This is a genomic window from Providencia sp. PROV223 (assembly GCF_028479245.1).
GTDB classification, from domain to species: domain Bacteria; phylum Pseudomonadota; class Gammaproteobacteria; order Enterobacterales; family Enterobacteriaceae; genus Providencia; species Providencia rettgeri.
Window position 1 is genome coordinate 1 of sequence record NZ_JAMPNG010000005.1, and the last position, 21,346, is coordinate 21,346.

15 protein-coding genes, 1 pseudogene and 1 other annotated feature are annotated in these 21,346 nt (G+C 40.9%); of the genes and pseudogenes, 7 read left to right on the forward strand and 9 right to left on the reverse strand.

The window, feature by feature from the left end:
* Window positions 1–95: 95 nt before the first annotated feature.
* Together acnA and cysB are read right to left on the reverse strand one after the other, a co-directional pair.
* Window positions 96–2,768, reverse strand: coding sequence for an aconitate hydratase AcnA (gene acnA, locus PR767_RS07660; protein WP_272520091.1), 2,673 nt, complete (start codon window positions 2,766–2,768; stop codon window positions 96–98).
* 269 nt (window positions 2,769–3,037) lie between these two features.
* Window positions 3,038–4,012 (reverse strand): HTH-type transcriptional regulator CysB, encoded by a 975-nt coding sequence (gene cysB, locus PR767_RS07665; protein WP_004911040.1) that lies wholly within the window; start codon window positions 4,010–4,012, stop codon window positions 3,038–3,040.
* Window positions 4,013–4,325: 313 nt separating this feature from the next.
* Between cysB and PR767_RS07670 the strand changes: the two genes are divergently transcribed.
* Window positions 4,326–6,359, forward strand: a complete 2,034-nt coding sequence (locus tag PR767_RS07670) for a M13 family metallopeptidase (RefSeq protein WP_272520092.1) — start codon at window positions 4,326–4,328, stop codon at window positions 6,357–6,359.
* 475 nt (window positions 6,360–6,834) lie between these two features.
* Here PR767_RS07670 and sodC read toward each other — a convergent pair whose 3' ends face one another.
* Together sodC and topA are read right to left on the reverse strand one after the other, a co-directional pair.
* A complete protein-coding gene (gene sodC, locus PR767_RS07675) occupies window positions 6,835–7,359 on the reverse strand; it encodes a superoxide dismutase family protein (RefSeq protein ID WP_042851597.1) in 525 nt (174 codons plus the stop codon).
* A 318-nt stretch (window positions 7,360–7,677) separates the two neighbouring features.
* On the reverse strand, window positions 7,678–10,284 hold the full coding sequence (gene topA / locus PR767_RS07680) for a type I DNA topoisomerase (protein WP_004911045.1): 2,607 nt from the start codon (window positions 10,282–10,284) through the stop codon (window positions 7,678–7,680).
* Between the two features lie 290 nt (window positions 10,285–10,574).
* On the opposite strand from topA, the gene PR767_RS07685 reads away from it, so the two are divergent.
* Window positions 10,575–10,832 carry a DUF2498 family protein gene (locus PR767_RS07685; RefSeq protein ID WP_094960535.1) on the forward strand — a complete coding sequence of 86 codons (258 nt, stop codon included), beginning with the start codon at window positions 10,575–10,577 and terminating at the stop codon, window positions 10,830–10,832.
* A 96-nt stretch (window positions 10,833–10,928) separates the two neighbouring features.
* Here the strand turns inward: PR767_RS07685 and sohB are convergent, their stop codons facing one another.
* The gene (gene sohB / locus PR767_RS07690; protein WP_117162224.1) at window positions 10,929–11,975 is read right to left on the reverse strand and encodes a protease SohB; all 1,047 of its coding nucleotides are present in this window, start codon (window positions 11,973–11,975) and stop codon (window positions 10,929–10,931) included.
* Window positions 11,976–12,153: 178 nt separating this feature from the next.
* Here sohB and PR767_RS07695 point away from each other — a divergent pair, with 178 nt between their 5' ends.
* The 3 genes from PR767_RS07695 to PR767_RS07705 all read left to right on the forward strand — a co-directional run bounded on the left by PR767_RS07695 (window position 12,154) and on the right by PR767_RS07705 (window position 13,852).
* Entirely contained in the window at window positions 12,154–12,918 is a 765-nt protein-coding gene (locus PR767_RS07695) for a YciK family oxidoreductase (protein ID WP_109912273.1), read from the forward strand.
* A gap of 5 nt (window positions 12,919–12,923) precedes the next feature.
* Complete coding sequence (cobO, locus tag PR767_RS07700) at window positions 12,924–13,514, forward strand: cob(I)yrinic acid a,c-diamide adenosyltransferase (RefSeq protein WP_004911054.1); 591 nt, start codon at window positions 12,924–12,926, stop codon at window positions 13,512–13,514.
* A 158-nt stretch (window positions 13,515–13,672) separates the two neighbouring features.
* Window positions 13,673–13,852 (forward strand): hypothetical protein, encoded by a 180-nt coding sequence (locus tag PR767_RS07705; protein ID WP_042851598.1) that lies wholly within the window; start codon window positions 13,673–13,675, stop codon window positions 13,850–13,852.
* A 217-nt stretch (window positions 13,853–14,069) separates the two neighbouring features.
* On the opposite strand, the gene aphA is transcribed toward PR767_RS07705, so the two are convergent.
* The 4 genes from aphA to rnm form a co-directional block, all read right to left on the reverse strand.
* The gene (gene aphA, locus PR767_RS07710) at window positions 14,070–14,783 is read right to left on the reverse strand and encodes an acid phosphatase AphA (RefSeq protein WP_004911059.1); all 714 of its coding nucleotides are present in this window, start codon (window positions 14,781–14,783) and stop codon (window positions 14,070–14,072) included.
* Window positions 14,784–15,082: 299 nt separating this feature from the next.
* Window positions 15,083–16,000 (reverse strand): 23S rRNA pseudouridine(2605) synthase RluB, encoded by a 918-nt coding sequence (rluB, locus tag PR767_RS07715; RefSeq protein WP_004911066.1) that lies wholly within the window; start codon window positions 15,998–16,000, stop codon window positions 15,083–15,085.
* A gap of 202 nt (window positions 16,001–16,202) precedes the next feature.
* Window positions 16,203–16,823 carry an L-threonylcarbamoyladenylate synthase gene (locus tag PR767_RS07720; RefSeq protein ID WP_004911068.1) on the reverse strand — a complete coding sequence of 207 codons (621 nt, stop codon included), beginning with the start codon at window positions 16,821–16,823 and terminating at the stop codon, window positions 16,203–16,205.
* Between the two features lie 150 nt (window positions 16,824–16,973).
* The gene (rnm, locus tag PR767_RS07725) at window positions 16,974–17,870 is read right to left on the reverse strand and encodes an RNase RNM (RefSeq protein ID WP_004911072.1); all 897 of its coding nucleotides are present in this window, start codon (window positions 17,868–17,870) and stop codon (window positions 16,974–16,976) included.
* Window positions 17,871–18,009: 139 nt separating this feature from the next.
* Window positions 18,010–18,111: a sequence feature (Trp leader region), on the forward strand.
* 26 nt (window positions 18,112–18,137) lie between these two features.
* On the opposite strand from rnm, the gene PR767_RS07730 reads away from it, so the two are divergent.
* Window positions 18,138–19,712, forward strand: coding sequence for an anthranilate synthase component 1 (locus tag PR767_RS07730; RefSeq protein ID WP_272520093.1), 1,575 nt, complete (start codon window positions 18,138–18,140; stop codon window positions 19,710–19,712).
* Window positions 19,712–21,346 (forward strand): annotated as a pseudogene (gene trpD / locus PR767_RS21250) (bifunctional anthranilate synthase glutamate amidotransferase component TrpG/anthranilate phosphoribosyltransferase TrpD). Before PR767_RS07730 ends, trpD begins: the two are co-directional and overlap by 1 nt.

Consider the following 21,346-nt stretch of genomic DNA (forward strand, 5'->3'; position numbering starts at 1 on the left):
AAAAAACAAAATTGATAAATAAGATTAAATATTAAAAAATAAAAACGCCCGTAGGATAACAATCTTACAGGCGTTTCAGTAACACAATTGAATGATTAATGCAGCATCTGTCTTATAACATAATGTAAAATACCACCATGACGGTAATAATCCATCTCCGTTGCAGTATCAATACGACAGCGGGTTATAACTTCCTTTATATCACCATTGCCATACGTGATTTTCACTGTGATATCTTGTCCAGGAGTAATTGACTGTAACCCCGTGACATCAATGCGTTCATCACCTTTTAAATTGAGTGTCTTACGGGATACCCCATCTTTAAACTCTAAAGGTATAACCCCCATACCAATCAAATTGGAACGGTGGATACGCTCATATGACTCAGTAATGACGACTCTCACACCTAATAAATTTGTACCTTTCGCAGCCCAATCTCGGCTAGAACCTGAACCATATTCTTTACCCGCAATGATAGCCAATGGGCGATTTTCTTGTTGATACAGCATCGCTGCATCATAAATCGCCATTTGTTTGCCTGTCGGTATATGTAAGGTATAACCGCCCTCCACACCTGGTACCATTTCATTACGAATACGAATATTTGCAAATGTCCCTCGCATCATCACTTCATGGTTACCACGACGCGAACCATAAGAGTTGAAATCTGCGACAGCAACACCGTGTTCTTGCAGATAGCGTCCTGCTGGGCTCTCTTTTTTGATATTCCCCGCGGGAGAAATATGGTCAGTGGTGACCGAGTCACCGAGGATCGCTAAAATATTTGCGCCATGAATATCTTTAACAGGTACTGGCTGAGATTGCATTCCTTCAAAGAAAGGTGGATGGCGGATATAGGTCGAGTCTGCTTGCCAGTGATAAGTTGAAGAGCTTTCAACTTTTAATGCTCTCCAAGCATCATCACCTTCAAAGACCGCGTTATATTCCTTACGGAACATATCTGTTTTAACTTGCTGTACAGCTTGCGCAATTTCAGCACTTGATGGCCAAATATCTTTCAAATAAACATCATTACCCGATTTATCAACCCCGATAGGGTCAGTTTTCAAGTTGATATTCATATTACCCGCCAGTGCATAGGCAACAACAAGCGGCGGAGAGGCTAACCAGTTAGTTTTCACCAGTGGGTGAATTCGCCCTTCAAAGTTACGGTTTCCTGACAGCACGGCTCCAACAGTAAGATCCGTTTGTTTAATCGCTTCTTCTATTGGTTCTGGTAATGGCCCTGAGTTACCAATACAGGTTGTGCATCCATACCCGACAAGGTTAAACCCAAGCTTATCTAAATACGGTGTTAAACCTGCAACGGCAAGATAATCAGTAACCACTTTAGAACCCGGTGCTAATGATGATTTAACCCACGGTTGGCGAACTAACCCTTTTTCAACGGCTTTTTTCGCTAATAGCCCCGCCGCCATTAATACACTTGGGTTCGACGTGTTTGTACAAGAGGTAATTGCTGCAATAACGACCGCGCCATCGGTTAATTCAAAGGTTTTATTTTGATATTTAACCGAAGGATAGCTCGATTGGATTTTCTTATTGACTTCTAATTCGACTGCGCCACGAAATGCTTTTGGTACTTGGCTAAGTTCGACTCTGTCTTGTGGACGTTTAGGCCCGGCTAAACTAGATTCGACCGTCGACATGTCTAACTCAAGTGTGCTGGTAAAAATCGGTTCATCGCCCGCATAACGCCATAAACCCTGCTCTTTACTATAAGCTTCCACCAGCGCAATTTCATCATCACTGCGCCCAGTTAAACGCATATAAGACAGTGTTACTTCATCAACCGGGAAAAAGCCACACGTTGCACCATATTCAGGGGACATATTCGCAATTGTTGCGCGGTCTGCTAATGGTAAATCGGCCAAGCCATCACCATAGAATTCAACAAACTTACCCACGACACCATGTTGACGTAGCATTTGTGTCACTGTCAACACAAGGTCAGTTGCTGTGATCCCTTCGGATAATTTACCCGTTAATTTAAAACCAACAACGTCAGGGATTAGCATCGATACAGGTTGGCCTAACATCGCGGCTTCAGCTTCAATACCACCAACACCCCAACCTAATACGCCTAACCCATTGATCATCGTCGTATGGGAGTCCGTGCCCACTAAAGTATCTGGATAAGCATATAATTTACCGTCAATTTCTTCATACCATACCGCCTTACCAAGGTATTCTAAATTAACTTGGTGACAAATACCTGTACCAGGTGGTACCACTTGAAAACGGTTAAACGCTTTTTGCCCCCAACGTAAAAATAAATAACGCTCATGGTTACGCGCCATTTCAATTTCAACGTTATCGCCAAAGGCGGATTGGGTGGCAAACTCATCCACCATTACCGAGTGGTCAATGACCAAATCTACGGGGGATAACGGATTCACTTGCTCAACATTGCCACCTAATGATTTAACCGCTTCACGCATCGCGGCCAGGTCAACAACAGCAGGAACTCCGGTAAAATCTTGCATAAGCACACGCGCGGGACAATACGCAATTTCCCTATCTGCATGTGCATTTTTTTGCCAGTCAATAATGGCTTGTAAATCTTGTTCAACAACTGAGCTACCATCAAGATGACGTAATAGGTTTTCAAGTAAGACTTTTAATGATTTAGGTAACTTCGTCCCATCACCGAGCTTTTTTTCAGCTAGCGCTAAACTGAAGTAATTATACTGCTTGTTTCCAACATTGAGTGTCGAGGCACTCGTTGTTTTTAGACTCAACGACATAACTCCTCCTTGGTTTTTATAGCTATGGCAATATGTGTATTTACCGCCATTATTTTTTGTTAACCAATTGTAATCATAGTTGCTCTAGAAATTCGATTTATAGATTTTGTGCCAAATATTGAATGTTTCTCTATTAATAATAGAAAATTTAAGATAAGAAGGGAAATAAGTCAGAAAATAGCTTGGTACACCAACAAAGTATTGACCATAAAAACCCTAGAAATACAGTCACTAGGGTTATTATTGGGTAGTACAGAAATATAAAGAAATTAGATGATAGGCAATTTCATATCTTTAAAAAATTCTTCAATCTCTTCATTATTACGAATAGCAACCGCTTTATCGACCACATCACGAGTTAGATGCGGTGCGAAGCGCCACATAAAATCGTACATATAGCTCCGTAAGAAACTGGTGCGTTTAAAACCAATCTTCGTTGTGCTATAGCTGAACTTATCACGCATATCAATTACAACTAAATCACTATCACTCACCGGGTCAACTGCCATACTCGCAATGATACCAATCCCTAGCCCTAACCTGACGTAGGTTTTGATCACGTCGGCATCCGTTGCGGTAAAAATAATTTTGGGCTCAAGACCAATTTTCTGAAATGCCACATCTAATTCTGAACGTCCAGTAAATCCATGGGTATACGTTACAATTTGATATTCCGCGATATCTTCAATAGTGACATTTTTTTTCGTCGCTAGCGGATGGTCTTTTTGCACAACGACACAGCGGTTCCAATGGTAGCATGGCAACATAATCAAATCGTTATACAGGTGCAGTGCTTCTGTTGCTATCGCAAAATCGCTATTTCCTTTGCAAACTTCTTCAGCTATTTGCGTTGGAGACCCTTGCTGCATGTGCAATGAAACATGAGGGTAACGCTCAATAAAGCCTTTGATTGTTGGAGGTAAAGCATAACGAGCTTGTGTATGTGTCGTCGCAATACTCAAACTCCCCCGATCGGGATAAGTGTGCTCCCCAGCAACCGAACGGATCGCTTCTATTTTTGATAGTACTTCTCGGGAGATCCGCACGACTTCTTCCCCTGCTGGGGTGACATGCGTTAAATGTTTACCACTACGTGCAAAAATTTGGATCCCAAGCTCATCTTCAAGCATCCGCACTTGTTTGCTGATACCGGGCTGTGACGTAAAAAGCCCCTCAGCGGTTGAGGAGACATTCAAGTCATGGTTAACCACTTCAACAATATAACGTAATTGCTGCAATTTCATATTTCAGTCTACCTCATACATGAATAATGTGCTTTTGCATCTATAGCTAAAGAATATTAAATATAACTAAAAGTTATAATTAAATAATTTGATATAACCAATATAACATCATTCACAGAAGAATAAACAGTATGATGATAAAATTTCATCTAAATGCCACTACACTGATGAAAGGCCGTAAGATAGTGCAAAGACGGATTAACTTTATTTCATTATGTGGTTCAATAAGTAAAATGAATTTTGCAGGATCCTCACTGTAAAATTTAACGTATTAAAGTGGATATCATAATTCTCAACGAAGAGAGGTGGTTACATGCGTTTAAATGTTTTGGCTTTAATTATTGGTATGTCGACGATTTCTTTTGCCCCTGCGCTCTTGGCGAAAGAAGTGGCTTATGGACAACAAAAAATTGTTTTGTCTGATACGATTGAACCCGGAAATGATTTTTACCGTTATGTTAATGAAGATTGGATAAATAAAGCGCAAATCCCCACCGGTATGCCACGTATTAACTCTTTCGTGGAATTATACTTAAACACAGAAAAACACATTCAATCGATTATTGATCAATTACAACAGATCCCTGAAAACAAGCTCACGCATAACCAACGAAATATTCGAAATTTATATCTCAGCTACCTGAATGAAGCGGCTATCGAGCAAGCTGGTATTAGCCCAATAAAATCCGATTTAGATGCCATTGCAAAAGCTAAAAATCATCATGATATTAGCCAGCTAATGACACAGCCTGACTATAAATCGCTGATTTCTTATTGGGTAGATTTAGATGCCAAAGCACCTGATACCTATGTGCTTTATATCGGTCAAGGCGGTTTAGGGCTACCGAACCGTACTTATTACCTCGATGACACCCCACAAATGGAAGATATTCGAAAAAGTTATATCGCTTATATCGCTACCATGCTAGAACTGGCGGGTGAAAAAGATGTACAACCAAAAGCGCAGAAAATTTTTGATTTGGAAAAAGCAATTGCAACAGTGCATTGGAGCCCAGAAGCACGCCGTGACACTATCAAAAATTACCATGCAATGTCTCTAGCTGAAATGAAAAATTATACTCAAGGTTTTGATTGGACTAGTTTTATTACCAATCGTAAACTAACAGATAAACAACTTGAGAAAATCATCGTTGAAACAGATAGCGCGGTGGAACAAACCGCAAAAATTTTTGCTGATACCCCTGTTTCGACACTAAAAGATTACCTAACCTTCCAATATATTAGTGAACACGCACGTTATTTAAACCAAGCTATCGCGGATGCCCAGTTTGATTTTTATTCGAAAAAACTCAATGGAATTGAAAAACAACGCACTCGCCAAGAGCGTGCATTGCAGACTGTTAATTCGCTCCAAGGTGAGCCATTAGGGCAAATTTATGTCGAACAATTCTTCGACCCGCAAGCTAAAGAAAAAATTAAAGACTTGGTCAGCTATGTGAGGAGCACATTTAATTCACGCCTAAAAGTCAATGACTGGATGGATGAGCCAACTCGCCAAGAAGCCCTTAAAAAATTAGAGCAATTCACTGTTAAAGTGGGATATCCAGATCAATGGAATGACTTCAGCACAATTAACCTCAAGCCTGACTCATTATTAGAGAATTATAAACAAGTTTTAGCCTGGTCATATGATGATATGATTGGCAAAATTGGCCAACCTGTCCGTCAATGGGAATGGGGCATGACGCCACAAACAGTCAATGCTTATTTCAACCCTGTTCAAAACGAAATTGTGTTCCCAGCGGCAATTTTACAAGCACCTTTCTTTGATCCTAATGTTGACCCAGCCTATAACTATGGTGCAATTGGCGCTGTAATTGGTCACGAGATGGGCCATGGTTTTGATGACCAAGGCAGTTTATACGATGGTACGGGGCAATTACGTAACTGGTGGAGTGAGAGTGCCAAAACTCACTTTAAAGAGAAAACAGCCAAGCTTGTTGAGCAGTATAACGCATTTGCTGTTGATGGTTTAAATGTGAATGGTGAGCTTACATTAGGTGAAAACATTGGCGATCTCGGTGGATTAAATATCGCCTTGAGTGCTTATAAACAATTTGCCAAAGAAAATTACCCAAATGGTGAGCCCCCAATTATTGACGGAACAACTGGGTTACAACGTTTCTTCATTGCTTGGGCTCGTACTTGGCAAGAACTGTCAAATAAAGAATCTGAGCGTAATAAGATTATGACAGACCCGCATAGCCCTAACCAATTCCGTGCTAATGGCGTAGTACGCAATATTGATGACTGGTACCAAACATTTGGTGTTGATAAAAATAACACACTGTATTTGGCACCAGAGCAACGTATTCGTATTTGGTAATTTATCAATGAAAAAAGAAGGCTCGAAATTTAACTTGAGCCTTCTTTTTATGACTAACAAAATTAAATTGTTTTCAAATCAATCCAATACGCTAAATAGTTCACGTTATGGTTAGGCCTCAAGCGGCGCTAAGCCCTAGGAGCATACATCAGTATATGATTAAAATTAGTAAACCCAGCTAACAACACTGCTGTTTAAATCACTTTCTAATCAATACAATACGCTAAATAGTTCAAGTTGTGGCTAGGCCTCAAGCGGCGCTAAGCCCTAGGAGCATACATCAGTATATGATTAAAATTAGTAAACCCAGCTAACAACACTGCTGTTTAAATCACTTTCTAATCAATACAATACGCTAAATAGATCAAGTTGTGGCTAGGCAGCAAGCGGCGCTAAGCCCTAGGAGCATACATAAGTATGTGACTAGGGTTAGCGAGCGCAGCTAACAACGCCACAGCTTGAAATATGACGCGTATTATTTGATGACGCCGCAGGCCATTCTAGCCCCACCACCGCCTAACGCTTCTGGATTATCAGAATAGTTATCACCACCCACATGCACCATCAATGCACGGTCTTGAACATCTTTGAGTGATTTTAAACGTGGTGCTAGTACCGCGTAATCAGCATTACCTTGGCTATCGGCAACTAGGCCGGGTAAATCGCCTAAATGCCCTGTGTTATCATAAGGGCCTTTGTGGACACCTGTTTTAGCGGGGTCTAAATGACCGCCTGCTTTTAATGCAGGTACCGATTTGCCATCTTTCTCTGCGGGTTCGCAACTTGGGTTCTCATGAATATGAAACCCATGAATGCCTGCTTGTAGGCCCGTTAATTTTGGTGTAAATAGTAATCCATATTCTGTTTCTGAGATAACAACTTCACCAATTGCTTTACCATCACCTGTTGGGGTCGCTTCTTTTAATACAACAGTAGATTGAGCAGCGTATGCTGTCCCCGCTGTCAATAATGCAGCCAGTAAACACATTTTTAACTTCATTTTGCCTCCGGTGGATAACTTTTATCTATCATTCCATCGACTTACCTAAAGACCTTAACAAGGTAAGAACTATTACTATCTATTGATAATTACAATGACTCTATCTTAAGTTAACACAAATTAGTTATCACTTTGGTGCTACATTTGAGTTTAGTTAAAAATTGGCGGTTATATCACAGTGAGCGATAAGAAATAAAGGAAATGACAGTATAACAGTGGGTTATTCACCGATAGGCATTGATATGAAATTGACAAGTTAATAAAAAAGCCAATCAAATTAAATGATTGGCTTTTTTGTTTGAATGCAAAAGGGAATTATTATTTCTCTTTCACTTCCCATTTACCATCAACGTAGAATGCACTCCAACCCGTCGCTTTACCATTTTTTTCTGAAGAAACATATTGCTGTTTCGTTTTACGACTAAAACGGACGACAGTTGGGTTACCTTCGCCATCTTCAGCTGGTGCTTCAGCCAAATAAGCCAGTTTTTCAGGTAAACGGTCTTTAAAGCGCTGTAATTCTGCAACTAATGGTGCACGCGTTTCTCGTGATTTTGGGAATGTGTTTGCCGCAAGGAAAACCCCAGCAGCACCATCACGTAACACAAAATACGCATCGGATTTTTCACATGGAAGTTCCGGTAATGGAACCGGGTCTTCTTTCGGTGGTGCGACTTCGCCACTTCGTAAGATTTTACGCGTATTTTTACACTCTTCGTTAGTACAACCCATGTACTTACCAAAACGCCCCATTTTCAGGTGCATTTCTGATCCACACTTGTCACATTCAATGACTGGGCCGTCATAACCCTTAATACGAAATTCGCCTTCTTCGATTTCATAACCTTCACATGCAGGGTTATTACCACATACATGTAATTTACGGCCATTATCAATCAAATAGCTGTCCATCGCGGTACCACATTTTGGACAGCGACGTTTTGCTCTTAACGCATTAGTTTCCGCATCATCCCCTTCAAGCACATTCAAGACTTCGTCTTCAGGGATAAGGTTTATTGTTTTCTTACAACGTTCTTTTGGTGGTAGTGCGTAACCAGAACAACCTAAAAATACCCCGGTTGATGCAGTACGGATACCCATATGACGTTCACAATCAGGGCAAATGATTGAGGTGATCACCATTGGGTTAGTACGCATTCCCCCTTCCTCTGGTTCTTTTTCAGCAACATCTAGCTGCTTACTAAAGTCAGAGAAGAATTCATCTAATACGGCTTTCCACTCAGCATCATGGTTTGCAACATGGTCCAGTTGGTCTTCCATACGCGCAGTAAAATCGTAGTTCATCAGGTCGTTAAAGTTTTCCTCTAAACGATCCGTGACAATCTCACCCATTTTCTCTGCATAAAAACGACGATTTTCAACTTTGACATAACCTCTGTCTTGGATCGTCGAAATAATCGCTGCATACGTCGAAGGACGACCAATACCACGTTTTTCGAGCTCTTTAACTAAAGATGCTTCACTAAAGCGAGCTGGTGGCTTAGTAAAGTGCTGGCTAGGTAATAGCTCAATTAAAGATAACTCCGCACCAACTTGTATTGGTGGCAATGTTTTATCTTCATCATTTTTACGCAGTGCAGGCATGACTTTCGTCCAACCATCGAAACGTAAAGTACGCCCTTTGGCTTTTAGTTCAAAATCACCTGCTTTGACTGTCAAGGTTGTTGAATCATATTTTGCTGGCGTCATTTGACAGGCCACAAACTGATTCCAAATTAATTGATACAACCTTTTCGCATCGTTCTCCATGTCTTTTAGTGACTCAGGTAAAACATCGACACTAGAAGGACGAATGGCTTCGTGCGCCTCTTGCGAATTATCTTTACTGCTATAAACATTCGCATCTTTTGGCAGATATTTAGCGCCAAAATTATCATTAATATAGCCACGAACCATATCCAATGCATCTTGGCTCAAGTTTGTTGAGTCAGTACGCATATAAGTGATATACCCTGCTTCATAAAGACGCTGAGCCATCATCATGGTTTTTTTCACGCCAAAACCTAAACGAGTACTGGCGGCTTGTTGTAACGTTGACGTGATATACGGTGCGCTCGGCTTACTTGATGTCGGCCTATCTTCACGGTCAACAACCGCAAAACGGGCTTTTTCAAGTAGCTTAACTGCTGCCTCTGTTTGCGCTTTATTGACTGGTTTAAATGCCTTACCACCTTGTGAAGTGACTTCCATACGCAAGTTAGCGATATCTTTATCAGCTAAATCGGCATGCAGTTCCCAATATTCTTCAGGGACGAAAGCTTTAATTTCCCGTTCACGTTCAACAATGAGTTTCACTGCAACTGACTGAACACGGCCAGCCGATAAGCCACGAGCGACTTTTTTCCACAGCAACGGAGAAACCATATAACCCACAACTCGGTCCATAAAACGACGCGCTTGTTGTGCGTTAACTCTATCTATGTTTAATTCCCCAGGGCTATCAAATGCCTGAGTGATCGCATTTTTGGTGATCTCATTAAATACAACACGACTAAAACGAGAATCGTCTCCACCTATCACTTCGCGTAAATGCCACGCAATAGCTTCCCCTTCGCGGTCCAAGTCCGTTGCGAGGTAGATGTGTTCGGCATCCTCCGCCAATGATTTAAGTTCAGAAACCACTTTTTCTTTACCCGGTAGAATTTGATAATTCGCTTTCCAACCATGGTAAGGGTCGATCCCCATGCGCTTAACTAACGCATCACGCGGATCTTTTTTTACTTTCTTTGTTTTGTCGGTAGATGAGCCTGTACTCTTTTGTGAGCCGGTTTGTGAACCAGAGCCGCTTTTCGGCAGATCACGAATGTGGCCAACGCTGCTTTTTACAACGTAGCCACTGCCAAGATACTTATTAATCGTTTTGGCCTTTGCCGGGGACTCCACTATAACAAGAGCTTTACCCATATTTACCTTTACCTAAATATCAACAATGGCGCATTTCTACATTAAAATGCGCAAAATGAGAATCTCTTTTTTATATTGCGACACAATCACAATATATCAATATATTTTTAAACAATTATTTGTGTTGAAACAAAACTTATAAACTCAATCACGTTATTCTAAAAAGCACAAAGTGTCTTCTAGTTGACTGATTTTAACCACATAAAGATGTTTAGTCACAATTGAAAACCACACACTCTACCTGATAAAATGCTAGAAGCAACCAATTATTTTTTCAAGGAAGCCAAGTTATGCAAGATAATTTACCGTTCATCACAAAAAAAGAGTTACTTGAAAAAGCTAATGATATCATAAAGAAACATGATGATTATATTCATGGTATGTTTGTTGACACCGTTGAGCAGCATCGGGGTACATTGGTATTTAAAGGAGAATTCTTCTTAGATGAGAACAATATTCCTACTTTAAAAAGTACAGCTGCTTTTAATATGTACAAACATCTCGCTCATGTACTGTCAGAACAATACCAATTAAGTGATAATAACTAATTAACACGTTTGCTTTTTGTATAAAATTTACCGGCTTTAACGCCGGTAAATTAATAGTAGATTTAAAAACGCTTATTCGCTAGGCGAAATTTAAAATTACAAGAGTGGTTTTTGCCCGCGTTGCCACCAGCGCAATAATAAGTTATCCACGCTCTTTGCCGCGCTTCCCATAAACTTATCCATCATTTTTTTACTTAACACATAACGAATACTAACTATTTCCTTAGTATCAATTGCATTGATAATAAAATCATCACTTACACCAATATTATCTACTAGCCCTTTATCAAGAGCCTGTGAGCCATACCAATACTCCCCTGTCGCAACTGCGTCAATATCTAAAGATGGGCGATTTTGATGAACAAATTGTTTAAACAATTCATGTGTTGAATTTAAATCTTCAACAAATTTTTTACGGCCTTGTTCCGTGTTTTCACCTAACATGGTCAATGTACGCTTGTATTCACCTGCGGTATGAAGTTCAACGTCAACATCATGTTTTTTTAATAACCGATGAATATTCGGAATTTGAGCAACCACACCAATCGAACCAATAATGGCAAATGGTGCAGCAATAATTTTATCTGCAATGCATGCCATCATGTATCCGCCACTCGCCGCAACTTTATCAACCGCAATGGTAAGTGGGATATTTTTTTCTTTGATTCTTAATAATTGAGAAGCTGCTAAACCGTAACCATGAACCATTCCACCAGGGCTTTCAAGTCTTAACAAAACTTCATCTTGTTGATCGGCAACAGCAATAATTGCACTGATCTCTTCACGTAAAGAGGCAACTTCACGGGCATCCATGCTACCTTTAAAGTCTAAGACATATAAACAAGGTTTTTTAACCCCTGTTTGGCCTAATTTCGCCCCTGTTTTCTCACTTTTTGATTTCGCTTTTTGCTGCTTTTTAAATGCTTTCAACCACGCTTTATGTTCTGGTTCATTCATTTTAATTTGTTGCATTTGGCGTTGGCGCTCACGATAACTTTCACCTAAATCTGTGATTTTTAAAGCACCTTTAGCCCCTTGTCGGCGCATACCTACGCCAAACACAAAGACAGCTAGCAAAACCACCGCCACCAAAATAGTGACGACTTTTGCTAAAAATAGCCCATACAATGAGAAATACTCCACAATCTGATCCTTTTGATGTTTATCTTCAATTACAAAAATAATCTCACGATTACGTGCAAACAACCAGAAAAAAACAGAGTTAGCACACAAACTTCGTTAATAACTATGTTAGATTAGCCAATTATCACAATCAGTGCGATGATAACCGTACATGCTAATCACAATAGTAGGAAAGAATATGCTCCAATATCAACCTAGACAAGACCTATTGAAAGGTAAAACGATTCTTGTAACCGGTGCCGGTGATGGCATTGGCCGTGAAGCCGCTCTCACTTATGCGCGCTATGGCGCATCCCTTATCCTTGTTGGTAGAACACAGCATAAATTACAATCCGTTAGTGATGAAATAGCCGCTTTAGGTGGAAGTAAGCCACCTTGCTTTATATTAGACTTATTAACTGCAACAATTGATGACTGCTATACTCTAGCCTCGCAAGTTGCCGCAATAACACCTTATTTAGATGGCGTATTACACAATGCCGGAATACTTGGTGTCGTTGCCCCCATCACTGAGCAACCCAGCGACCTATGGCATGATGTTATGCAAATAAATGTTAATGCCACATTTATGCTAACTCAAGCATTGCTCCCTTTGTTACTCAAAGCACCTAATGCCTCATTAGTTTTCACCAGTTCGAGTGTAGGTAAGCAAGGTCGCGCCGGTTGGGGCGCCTATGCTGTATCAAAATTTGCCACCGAAGGTTTAATGCAAGTGCTAGCCGAAGAATATAAGCAGACTAATCTTCGTGTAAATTGTATTAACCCAGGCGGCACTCGAACCTCAATGCGAGCAAGTGCATTTCCTGATGAAAATCCGCTTAAATTAAAAACCCCTGCTGATATCATGCCTATTTATATCTATTTGATGGGCGATGATAGCCTGCGTAAAACGGGAAGTAGTTATGATGCTCAACCCGGACGTAAACCTGGTGCTGCGGAGTAAACACGATGTCTCAAAATCGACACGAAGAACGCCAACAACGTTTAAAAGAAAAAGTAGATGCACGTATTGAAGCCGCACAAATTGAACGAGGGATCGTTATTGTCTTTACTGGAAATGGGAAAGGCAAAACCACAGCCGCATTTGGAACTGTCTGCCGTACAGTAGGCCATGGTAAAAAAGCGGCTGTTGTTCAATTTATTAAAGGAGGTTGGGATAATGGCGAACGCGAACTACTAGAACCACAAGGCGTCCCCTTCTATGTTATGTCAACAGGGTTTACGTGGGAGACTCAAAATAAAGAGACCGATACCCTTGCTTGTATGGAAACTTGGCAGTACGCCAAGCAATTGTTAAGTGACCCACAGTACGATTTAGTCATTTTAGATGAGCTCACCTATATGGTGAGTTATCATTACCTCGAATTAGCAGAGGTGGTTCAAGCATTACAAAGCCGTCCTACCAATCAGTCTGTCGTGATCACGGGTAGAGGTTGCCACCGAGATTTGATCGAATTAGCCGATACAGTAACAGAAATGCGCCCAGTGAAACATGCATTTGATATTGGGATTAAAGCTCAAAAAGGGATTGATTGGTAACTAACCACTAAATAAAGTGCAATAATTCGATATTTATACAGTTATTGTACTTTTAATCGACTTGTATCTAGCTAACTATCTTTGGTCTTACAGGCCAAAATGGTGGTCTACAAACTAATAATGGTACTGTTAAAGTTAAAGGAGATACTCTAAATAACTTGTATGGTTCAATTGCTGCAAATGTGAATAATAACGCTGCTGCACGTAACGATGTTTACATTAAACTCAAAGCGACATTCAATAATAATTATGGGCAAATTACAGCCGCTAATAACCAAAAGCTTGATATTGGCACATTAGAAAACTACGCAGGAAAAGTGACTGCTGGGAAAACCTAACTATTGATTCCAAAAATCGGGTTAATAATCAGTATGGGGCTTTACGTTCGACTAATACCACTAAGATCACCAGCCCTATCGTCACGAGTGGAACGACAGGAAGCATCTCCGGTAATCGTGTGATTATTGATGCTGTTGTGACTAACTAAAATATCCTACGCTTAAAAAAAGCGGTCATTTCTAAATGACCGCCTTTTTATTATGGCTAATTACAGAATTAATATTCTGAATTAATCACCACCTCTTCACCAAAACGCCCTGCTTTTGGTAATGGTTGATAAGACGAATTAGCTGCACGTAAAATACGGACACCACGAATACCTAACTCATGAGCTGCCGCGATATCTGCATCAGCATCACCATAATAGATGGTTAATTTGTGATCGCGCATCCAGCTCACTTTATTATTTTGCCCTGGCTCATCGCCTGCAAAAATGACAGGTTGCATTTTATCTGCAGGTATTGCTAAACCTTCTTGAACGTATTTAGTCACCGTTTCTGTTTTTGTTTTCGTACGGCCTGTGATGAAATAGACAGTATCACCGCGATCTAAGTGCATTTTGACTAAATCAATACCCACTTGTTTTGGCATACTGAATTTGTCCCACTCATTATTCATTTTTTCCCAAAATTGTTGGTTTTTGAGATAGCTAAAGTCGTTAGGAGAGAACTCTAATTTACCACGGTAAAAACCTGGACTCGAAAATAACACCGTATCATCGATATCAAACCCAACAGCCATTGGCGCTTTGCCTTCTAGGCTTTGTTTAATTTGTTCGATGGAAACCCAATGAATAGGCTGTTGTTGAGCTAGTTCAACAACGGTAACCCCAGGGCTTACGGTTTCTGGCATTGGAATTTTTGCTTGAGACGTTGCTGTAAAACTTAATGCCAATGCAATCGCACTCAAAGTCAGTGTTATTTTTTTCATGTTTTGTCCTTATTCAGGTTTATCCACTTAAACCATTCTTTATTTATCTGGATAAACTGGGTAAGTAATAGGTTTATCTGTAAATTTGTCTTTATTATCAGTAGTAACCCAATATTTTGTGAGGAATATCCCACAAGAAGGGTCATACTAAGACTTTTAATTACATTAAAATGAGACGGATATCTCATAAATATCATCTCTTACTGATAGCTTTCATAATAATGTGAACTAGAACATTAGATCAAAAAAAGCTGAGGGTGGAGCCTCAGCTTTTTTAATATTCGAGAATTGCAATTAATCTAGATGCGAGTACGACGTTTCGCCGTTGGTCTTGAAGATTGACGTTTTGATGCAGGACGTGATGCAACTTGCGTATGGCGTTTTACTGCACGGCGAATTTGGTTCGCTTTAATACGACGTTGGTCACGCTCAACGGCAACTTTGCTTTCAGTTTCTACCGGCAATTCCACCAGCTCGCGGAGATAATTGGTTTGTTCTAAACCCAGTTCCGTCCATCCTCCACGTGGTAAACCTTTCGGTAAATCAATATCACCATAACGCACACGGATTAAACGGCTCACTTGAACACCAACCGATTCCCAAAGGCGACGGACCTCGCGGTTACGCCCTTCAGTTAAAGTGACGTTAAACCATTGATTCATCCCTTCTCCGCCACGGTAAGAAACCGTTTTAAAAGAAGCAGGACCATCTTCCAACTGTACGCCTTGTGTTAATTGACGAATTTTTGCTTCATTGATTTCACCAAACACACGTACAGCATATTCACGCTCAACTTCACGGCTCGGGTGCATTAAACGATTAGCTAGCTCACCATCAGTCGTAAATAACAATAAACCACTGGTGTTAACATCTAAGCGGCCAACAGCAATCCACCGTGCTCCCGTTAAGCGAGGTAAACGGTTAAAGACAGTTGGGCGCCCTTCTGGATCATGGCGTGTACATAATTCACCTTCTGGCTTGTAATAAGCCATTACACGGCAAATTTCTTTTTCAGGTTCTTTGATAGCTAATAAACGACCATCTAAACGAATTTTTGTTGCTGGTGTGACTTCAACACGGTCTCCAAGTGTCGCAATTTTGCCATCAACACTAATACGACCCGCTTGCAGGAATGTTTCGATTTCTCGACGAGAACCATGTCCTGAACGAGCAAGGATTTTCTGTAATTTTTCAGTTTTTTGCGGTTTTACGCTCATGTAACCCTCAGCTGTCGCCTTCACAGGCGTCAAATATCTTTTTGGCGCGTCATCTTGTGACCGTACCAAAAAGTAATGAATTTGAAAACCCGCGCATTATACACAGGTTTGTCCTGAACCCCTATAACTTATCTGAATATCGCACTTTCAATACGATTTTATTTAATTCCGTGCTAAATCTTAGGCTTTTAGGTATTTGTATTTATTCAAAAGGCGTTGGGTCCCCTGTTCCGACGCGTGCCACAACAGGTGTATCATCAGTAAAGTCAATCACAGTTGTTGGTTTTTGCCCGATATAACCACCGTGTATAACTAAATCGACTTGTTTATCAAGTAAATCGCGAATTTCTTCAGGATCTGATTGCGTGAAATCATCGCCAGGCATAATCAAACTGGTTGACATCAAAGGTTCACCAACAGCTTCGAGTAAATCTCGAGCAATCGGGTTTGATGGCACACGTAAGCCAATGGTTTTACGTTTTTCATTCATTAAACGCCGTGGAACTTCTTTCGTTGCCCGTAAAATAAAGGTGTAATTACCCGGAGTATTATTTTTAATTAAACGGAAAACGGTGTTATCAACATGTGCGTAATTCGATAGCTCAGAGAGATCTCGACACATTAAAGTGAAATTATGGTTAGCATCAAGCTGACGGATACGACAAATACGTTGCAAAGCATCTTTTTCTTCTAAACGGCATCCAATGGCGTATCCTGAATCCGTAGGGTAAACAATGACACCGCCTTTATTTAGAATTTCAACACTCTGGCTAATCAGCCTTGCTTGAGGATTATCCGGATGGACATAAAAAAACTGGCTCATACATACCTCTAATTTTTGGGTATCGACAGCATCACCCGGCAAAAACACCTATAAATGCTACTATCTCTTAATTCCATGAGATGACCTACTCAGAAATAAATCATCACTTATAATAATTATTTTACACCGCATTATTAATACATCAATTAATTAGCTGCTTTTTACCGCATTCCAAAGCGTCCAGACTGCATTATCATCATTAGGTAACCATAAATTTCGGCCAAGCTCTATCCAAGAACATGGCCGATGAAAATCTGAACCCACCGATGTGTATAAATTTGCATTATTGGCTAATTCCGCTAAATACTGCTTTTCATGTGGCGGCTGCTGGCAATGAGAAACTTCCATGGCATCACCTCCACACTGTTTAAAATACGCAACCAACCGTTTTAACCATTTATTGGATAATTGATATTTCGCAGGATGAGCTAATACCGCAATACCACCGGCCGCATGAATTGCGTCGATAGAGTCTTGAATTGAGCACCACTTCGCAGGAACGTAACCTATTTTTCCTTTTGATAAATAACGCTTAAATACGTTATTAATGGTTTTTTCTTTACCTATTTTCACAATATACTGTGCAAAATGAGCCCGCGTTACCTGCCCACCACCAGAAATATGTTGCGCATTTTCCCATGCGTCATCAATCCCTGCTTTTTGTAATCGCCTGCCCATCTCAATACCACGCTCGAAGCGACGTTCAGATTGTGCTTTCAACAATTGAGCCATAGCGGGGTGTGAAGTCGAAAAATTTAACCCCACAATATGTATTTCAATGTTTTCCCACAGTGTCGAAATTTCAACACCATTGACTAACTCAATTGGCCTTTCATTTTCAGTAAGATAGCGACGAGCCTCAAATACACCTTCACAGGTATCATGATCTGTGATCGCTAAAATATTAACCCCTTTTTCAATCGCACGTTCGATTAACTCTGCTGGAGTAAGGTCACCATCCGAAGCATTCGTATGGCTATGTAAGTCGTAGCGAGTCACTAATGGCGGCGAAGCAGTCGACAGATTGATATCTTCTCTAATTTCCATGTACAACTATATTTCCTAATAAAGTAACAAAGTTCTTGACATAAACAACGCGATCCAGTTAACTAGTACGCAAGATGGCTAAGGCTAAAAATCATCAGTTTATCCAGTGAGGCATACAATGAATTTATTTAACTTATCAAATCGTTGGTGGCGTGACTTCCCAAATTGGGCGGAAGCCGCACACGCATAGTTATTGTATGTCTCAGTGCCAAACCCGCCCTTCATCGGCGGGTTTTTTTATGTCAAAAATTAGCGTAAGGCAACATAATGAACGAACAAAACACCACATTAGCACATTTTAAGTATCTGGATAGCCCAATTAATTATCAGCCTGACCCTACATTATTATTTAATCATCTGTGCCATCAAGTTCCATCAACAATGTTGTTGGAGTCTGCTGAAATTAATAATAAAGCCAACTTGCAAAGCTTGCTGGTTGTCAACAGCGCGCTACGTATTCGTGCTTTTGGCCAACGAGTTGAAATAGACGCGTTGACGCCAAATGGTCAAGCCTTATTACCAAAGCTGTTAGCACAATTAACCCATTTAATCACACATCATAGCATGCAAGAAAATAGCTTAACGGTAACGTTTAGCCAACCTGCAAAAGATTTAGACGAAGACAGTCGTCTGAAGGCCGCATCTTGTTTAGACGTTTTACGTGCTCTGCCCGCTCTCGCACAAGCCTATTCAACAAAACCTGAAAACCTGTTTGTTGGTGGTTTGTTTGCATACGATTTAGTCGCCAGTTTTGAAGATTTACCCAAGGTGAATACCGTTAATCACTGCCCTGACTATTGTTTTTTTGTTGCTGAACATTATTTAGTGATCGACCACCAAAATCAGGCTGCTCGACTCAAAAGTTGCCTATTTACGCAAAATGAGCAAGATGTCGAAACGGTTACACAACGCCACGCACAAATTATCGCTTCGTGCCGTCCGTTCTTACCCGCACTTCCTTTAGCAACAGCACCTGATTTTGCGGTCTCGATAAACAAAAATGACCAACAATACGGGGAAATTGTCACCTCATTAAAAGAAGCCATATACCGTGGTGATATTTTTCAGGTTGTGCCTTCTCGTAAATTTACGATGCCATGCTCACATCCCTTAATTGCATATCAAAAACTCAAAGCACAAAACCCAAGCCCTTATATGTTCTACATGCAAGATGAAGCATTCACACTCTTTGGGGCTTCACCTGAAAGCGCACTCAAATATGCAACAGCAAATCGCAAAGTGGAAATTTATCCTATCGCAGGAACCCGCCCTCGTGGGCGTAACGCGCAGGGTGAATTAGACCTCGACTTAGACAGCCGAATTGAACTTTCCATGCGCTCAGATGAAAAAGAACTCGCTGAACACATCATGTTAGTTGACTTAGCTCGCAACGATTTAGCCCGTATTTGTGAAGCCGGTAGCCGTTACGTCGCCAACCTAACTAAGGTTGACCGTTACTCTTTCGTGATGCACTTAGTTTCTCATGTTGTGGGAACATTGCGCCAAGATTTAGATGTTTTTCATGCATACCAAGCTTGCATGAATATGGGGACTTTAACGGGTGCACCAAAGGTAAAAGCCATGCAACTGATTGCTCAATATGAGCAAGAACGCCGAGGGTCATACGGAGGAGCTGTAGGATATTTTCAAGGAAATGGTGATTTTGATACCTGTATCGTTATTCGCTCTGCGTACGTAGAAAATGGTATTGCCACTGTGCAAGCGGGAGGTGGTGTCGTTCTAGATTCCGTACCTCAAGCTGAAGCCGATGAAACCCGTAATAAGGCACGTGCAGTGATCCGTGCAATTGCCCAAGCACATCAAGTTAAGGAGTTATTCTAATGGCGAACATTTTACTGCTCGATAACGTTGACTCCTTTACTTATAACCTAGTAGACCAACTGCGCGCAGGTGGCCATAACGTGGTTATTTATCGCAATACAGTCAATGTAGAACATCTTTTATCTGTATTAAATCAAATGATTTCACCGATACTAGTCTTATCACCCGGCCCTGGTAAACCGAGTGAAGCAGGTTCAATGCCAGAAGTATTAATGCGAGTAAAAGGCAAAATTCCTGTTATTGGTATTTGCTTAGGTCATCAAGCCATCGTTGAAGCTTATGGCGGAACGGTTTCAGCTGCTGGTGAAATTTTGCATGGTAAATCTTCGATTGCCACACATGATGGTTTAGCTATGTTTAATCATCTTGAAAACCCAATATCAGTGGCGCGTTACCACTCTCTTGTTGGTAGCCAAATTCCGGAAAGCTTAACCATTTGTGCCCATTCAAATGGCATGGTCATGGCTGTACGTAATGATAGCGATAGAGTTTGTGGATTCCAATTTCATCCCGAATCCATTTTAACAACGCAAGGTAAACAGTTGCTAGAAAACACTGTGGCATGGGCTCTTTCTACTCCCAATGCAACCGAACCTACTCATTCGCACTAACGGAATACTAAAGAGCCAATTATGCAAAATATTTATGATAAGTTATTTAAAGCGCAACCACTGACTCAACAAGAAAGCCAGTACTTGTTTAATGCTATTATTCAAGGCGAATTAACAGAACCTCAATTAGCTGCTGTGTTAATCAGTATGAAAATGCGAGGTGAACAACCGCAAGAAATTGCTGGAGCCGCGTTAGCTTGTTTAGAGAATGCACAGCCATTTCCCCGCCCTGACTACCCATTCAGCGACATCGTTGGCACTGGGGGAGATGGCGCAAATAGTATCAATATTTCCACAGCAAGCGCATTCGTTGCTGCTGAATGTGGGATTAAAGTGGCGAAACACGGTAATCGAAGTGTTTCGAGCCGTTCAGGTTCTTCGGATTTACTTGCCGCCTTTGGTATCGCCTTAGACCTCAGTGCGCAAAGTGCTCGTGACGCATTAGATGAGCTTGGTGTTTGTTTTTTATTCGCACCACAATACCACAGTGGGTTCCGTCATGCTGCCCCTGTGCGTACTCAACTAAAAACTCGAACGTTATTTAATGTATTGGGGCCATTAATTAATCCAGCTCGCCCACCGATTGCCCTTATCGGTGTGTACCAAGGATCATTGGTAAAACCTGTGTCTGAAACACTACAGATGCTTGGTTTTACCCGTGCAGCTGTGGTACACAGTGGAGGGATGGATGAAGTTTCATTACATGCAGTCACTCAAGTCGCTGAATTAAAAGATGGCAAAGTACAACATTATCAATTAACTGCTGATGATTTTGGGCTAGCACCATATCAATTACGCGACTTAGAAGGCGGTACACCTGATGAAAACCGCGTATTGCTTAGTGATTTACTTCAAGGCCATGGCCAAGCGGCTCACGAAGCGGCTGTAGCGGCCAATGTTGCCATGCTGATGCGTATTAATGGCCATGAAGATTTAAAACAAAACAGCGAACACGCACTTGCAATTATTCGTAGCGGTAAAGCATTTGACCGCGTTACAGCTCTCGCGGCAAGGAACCAATAA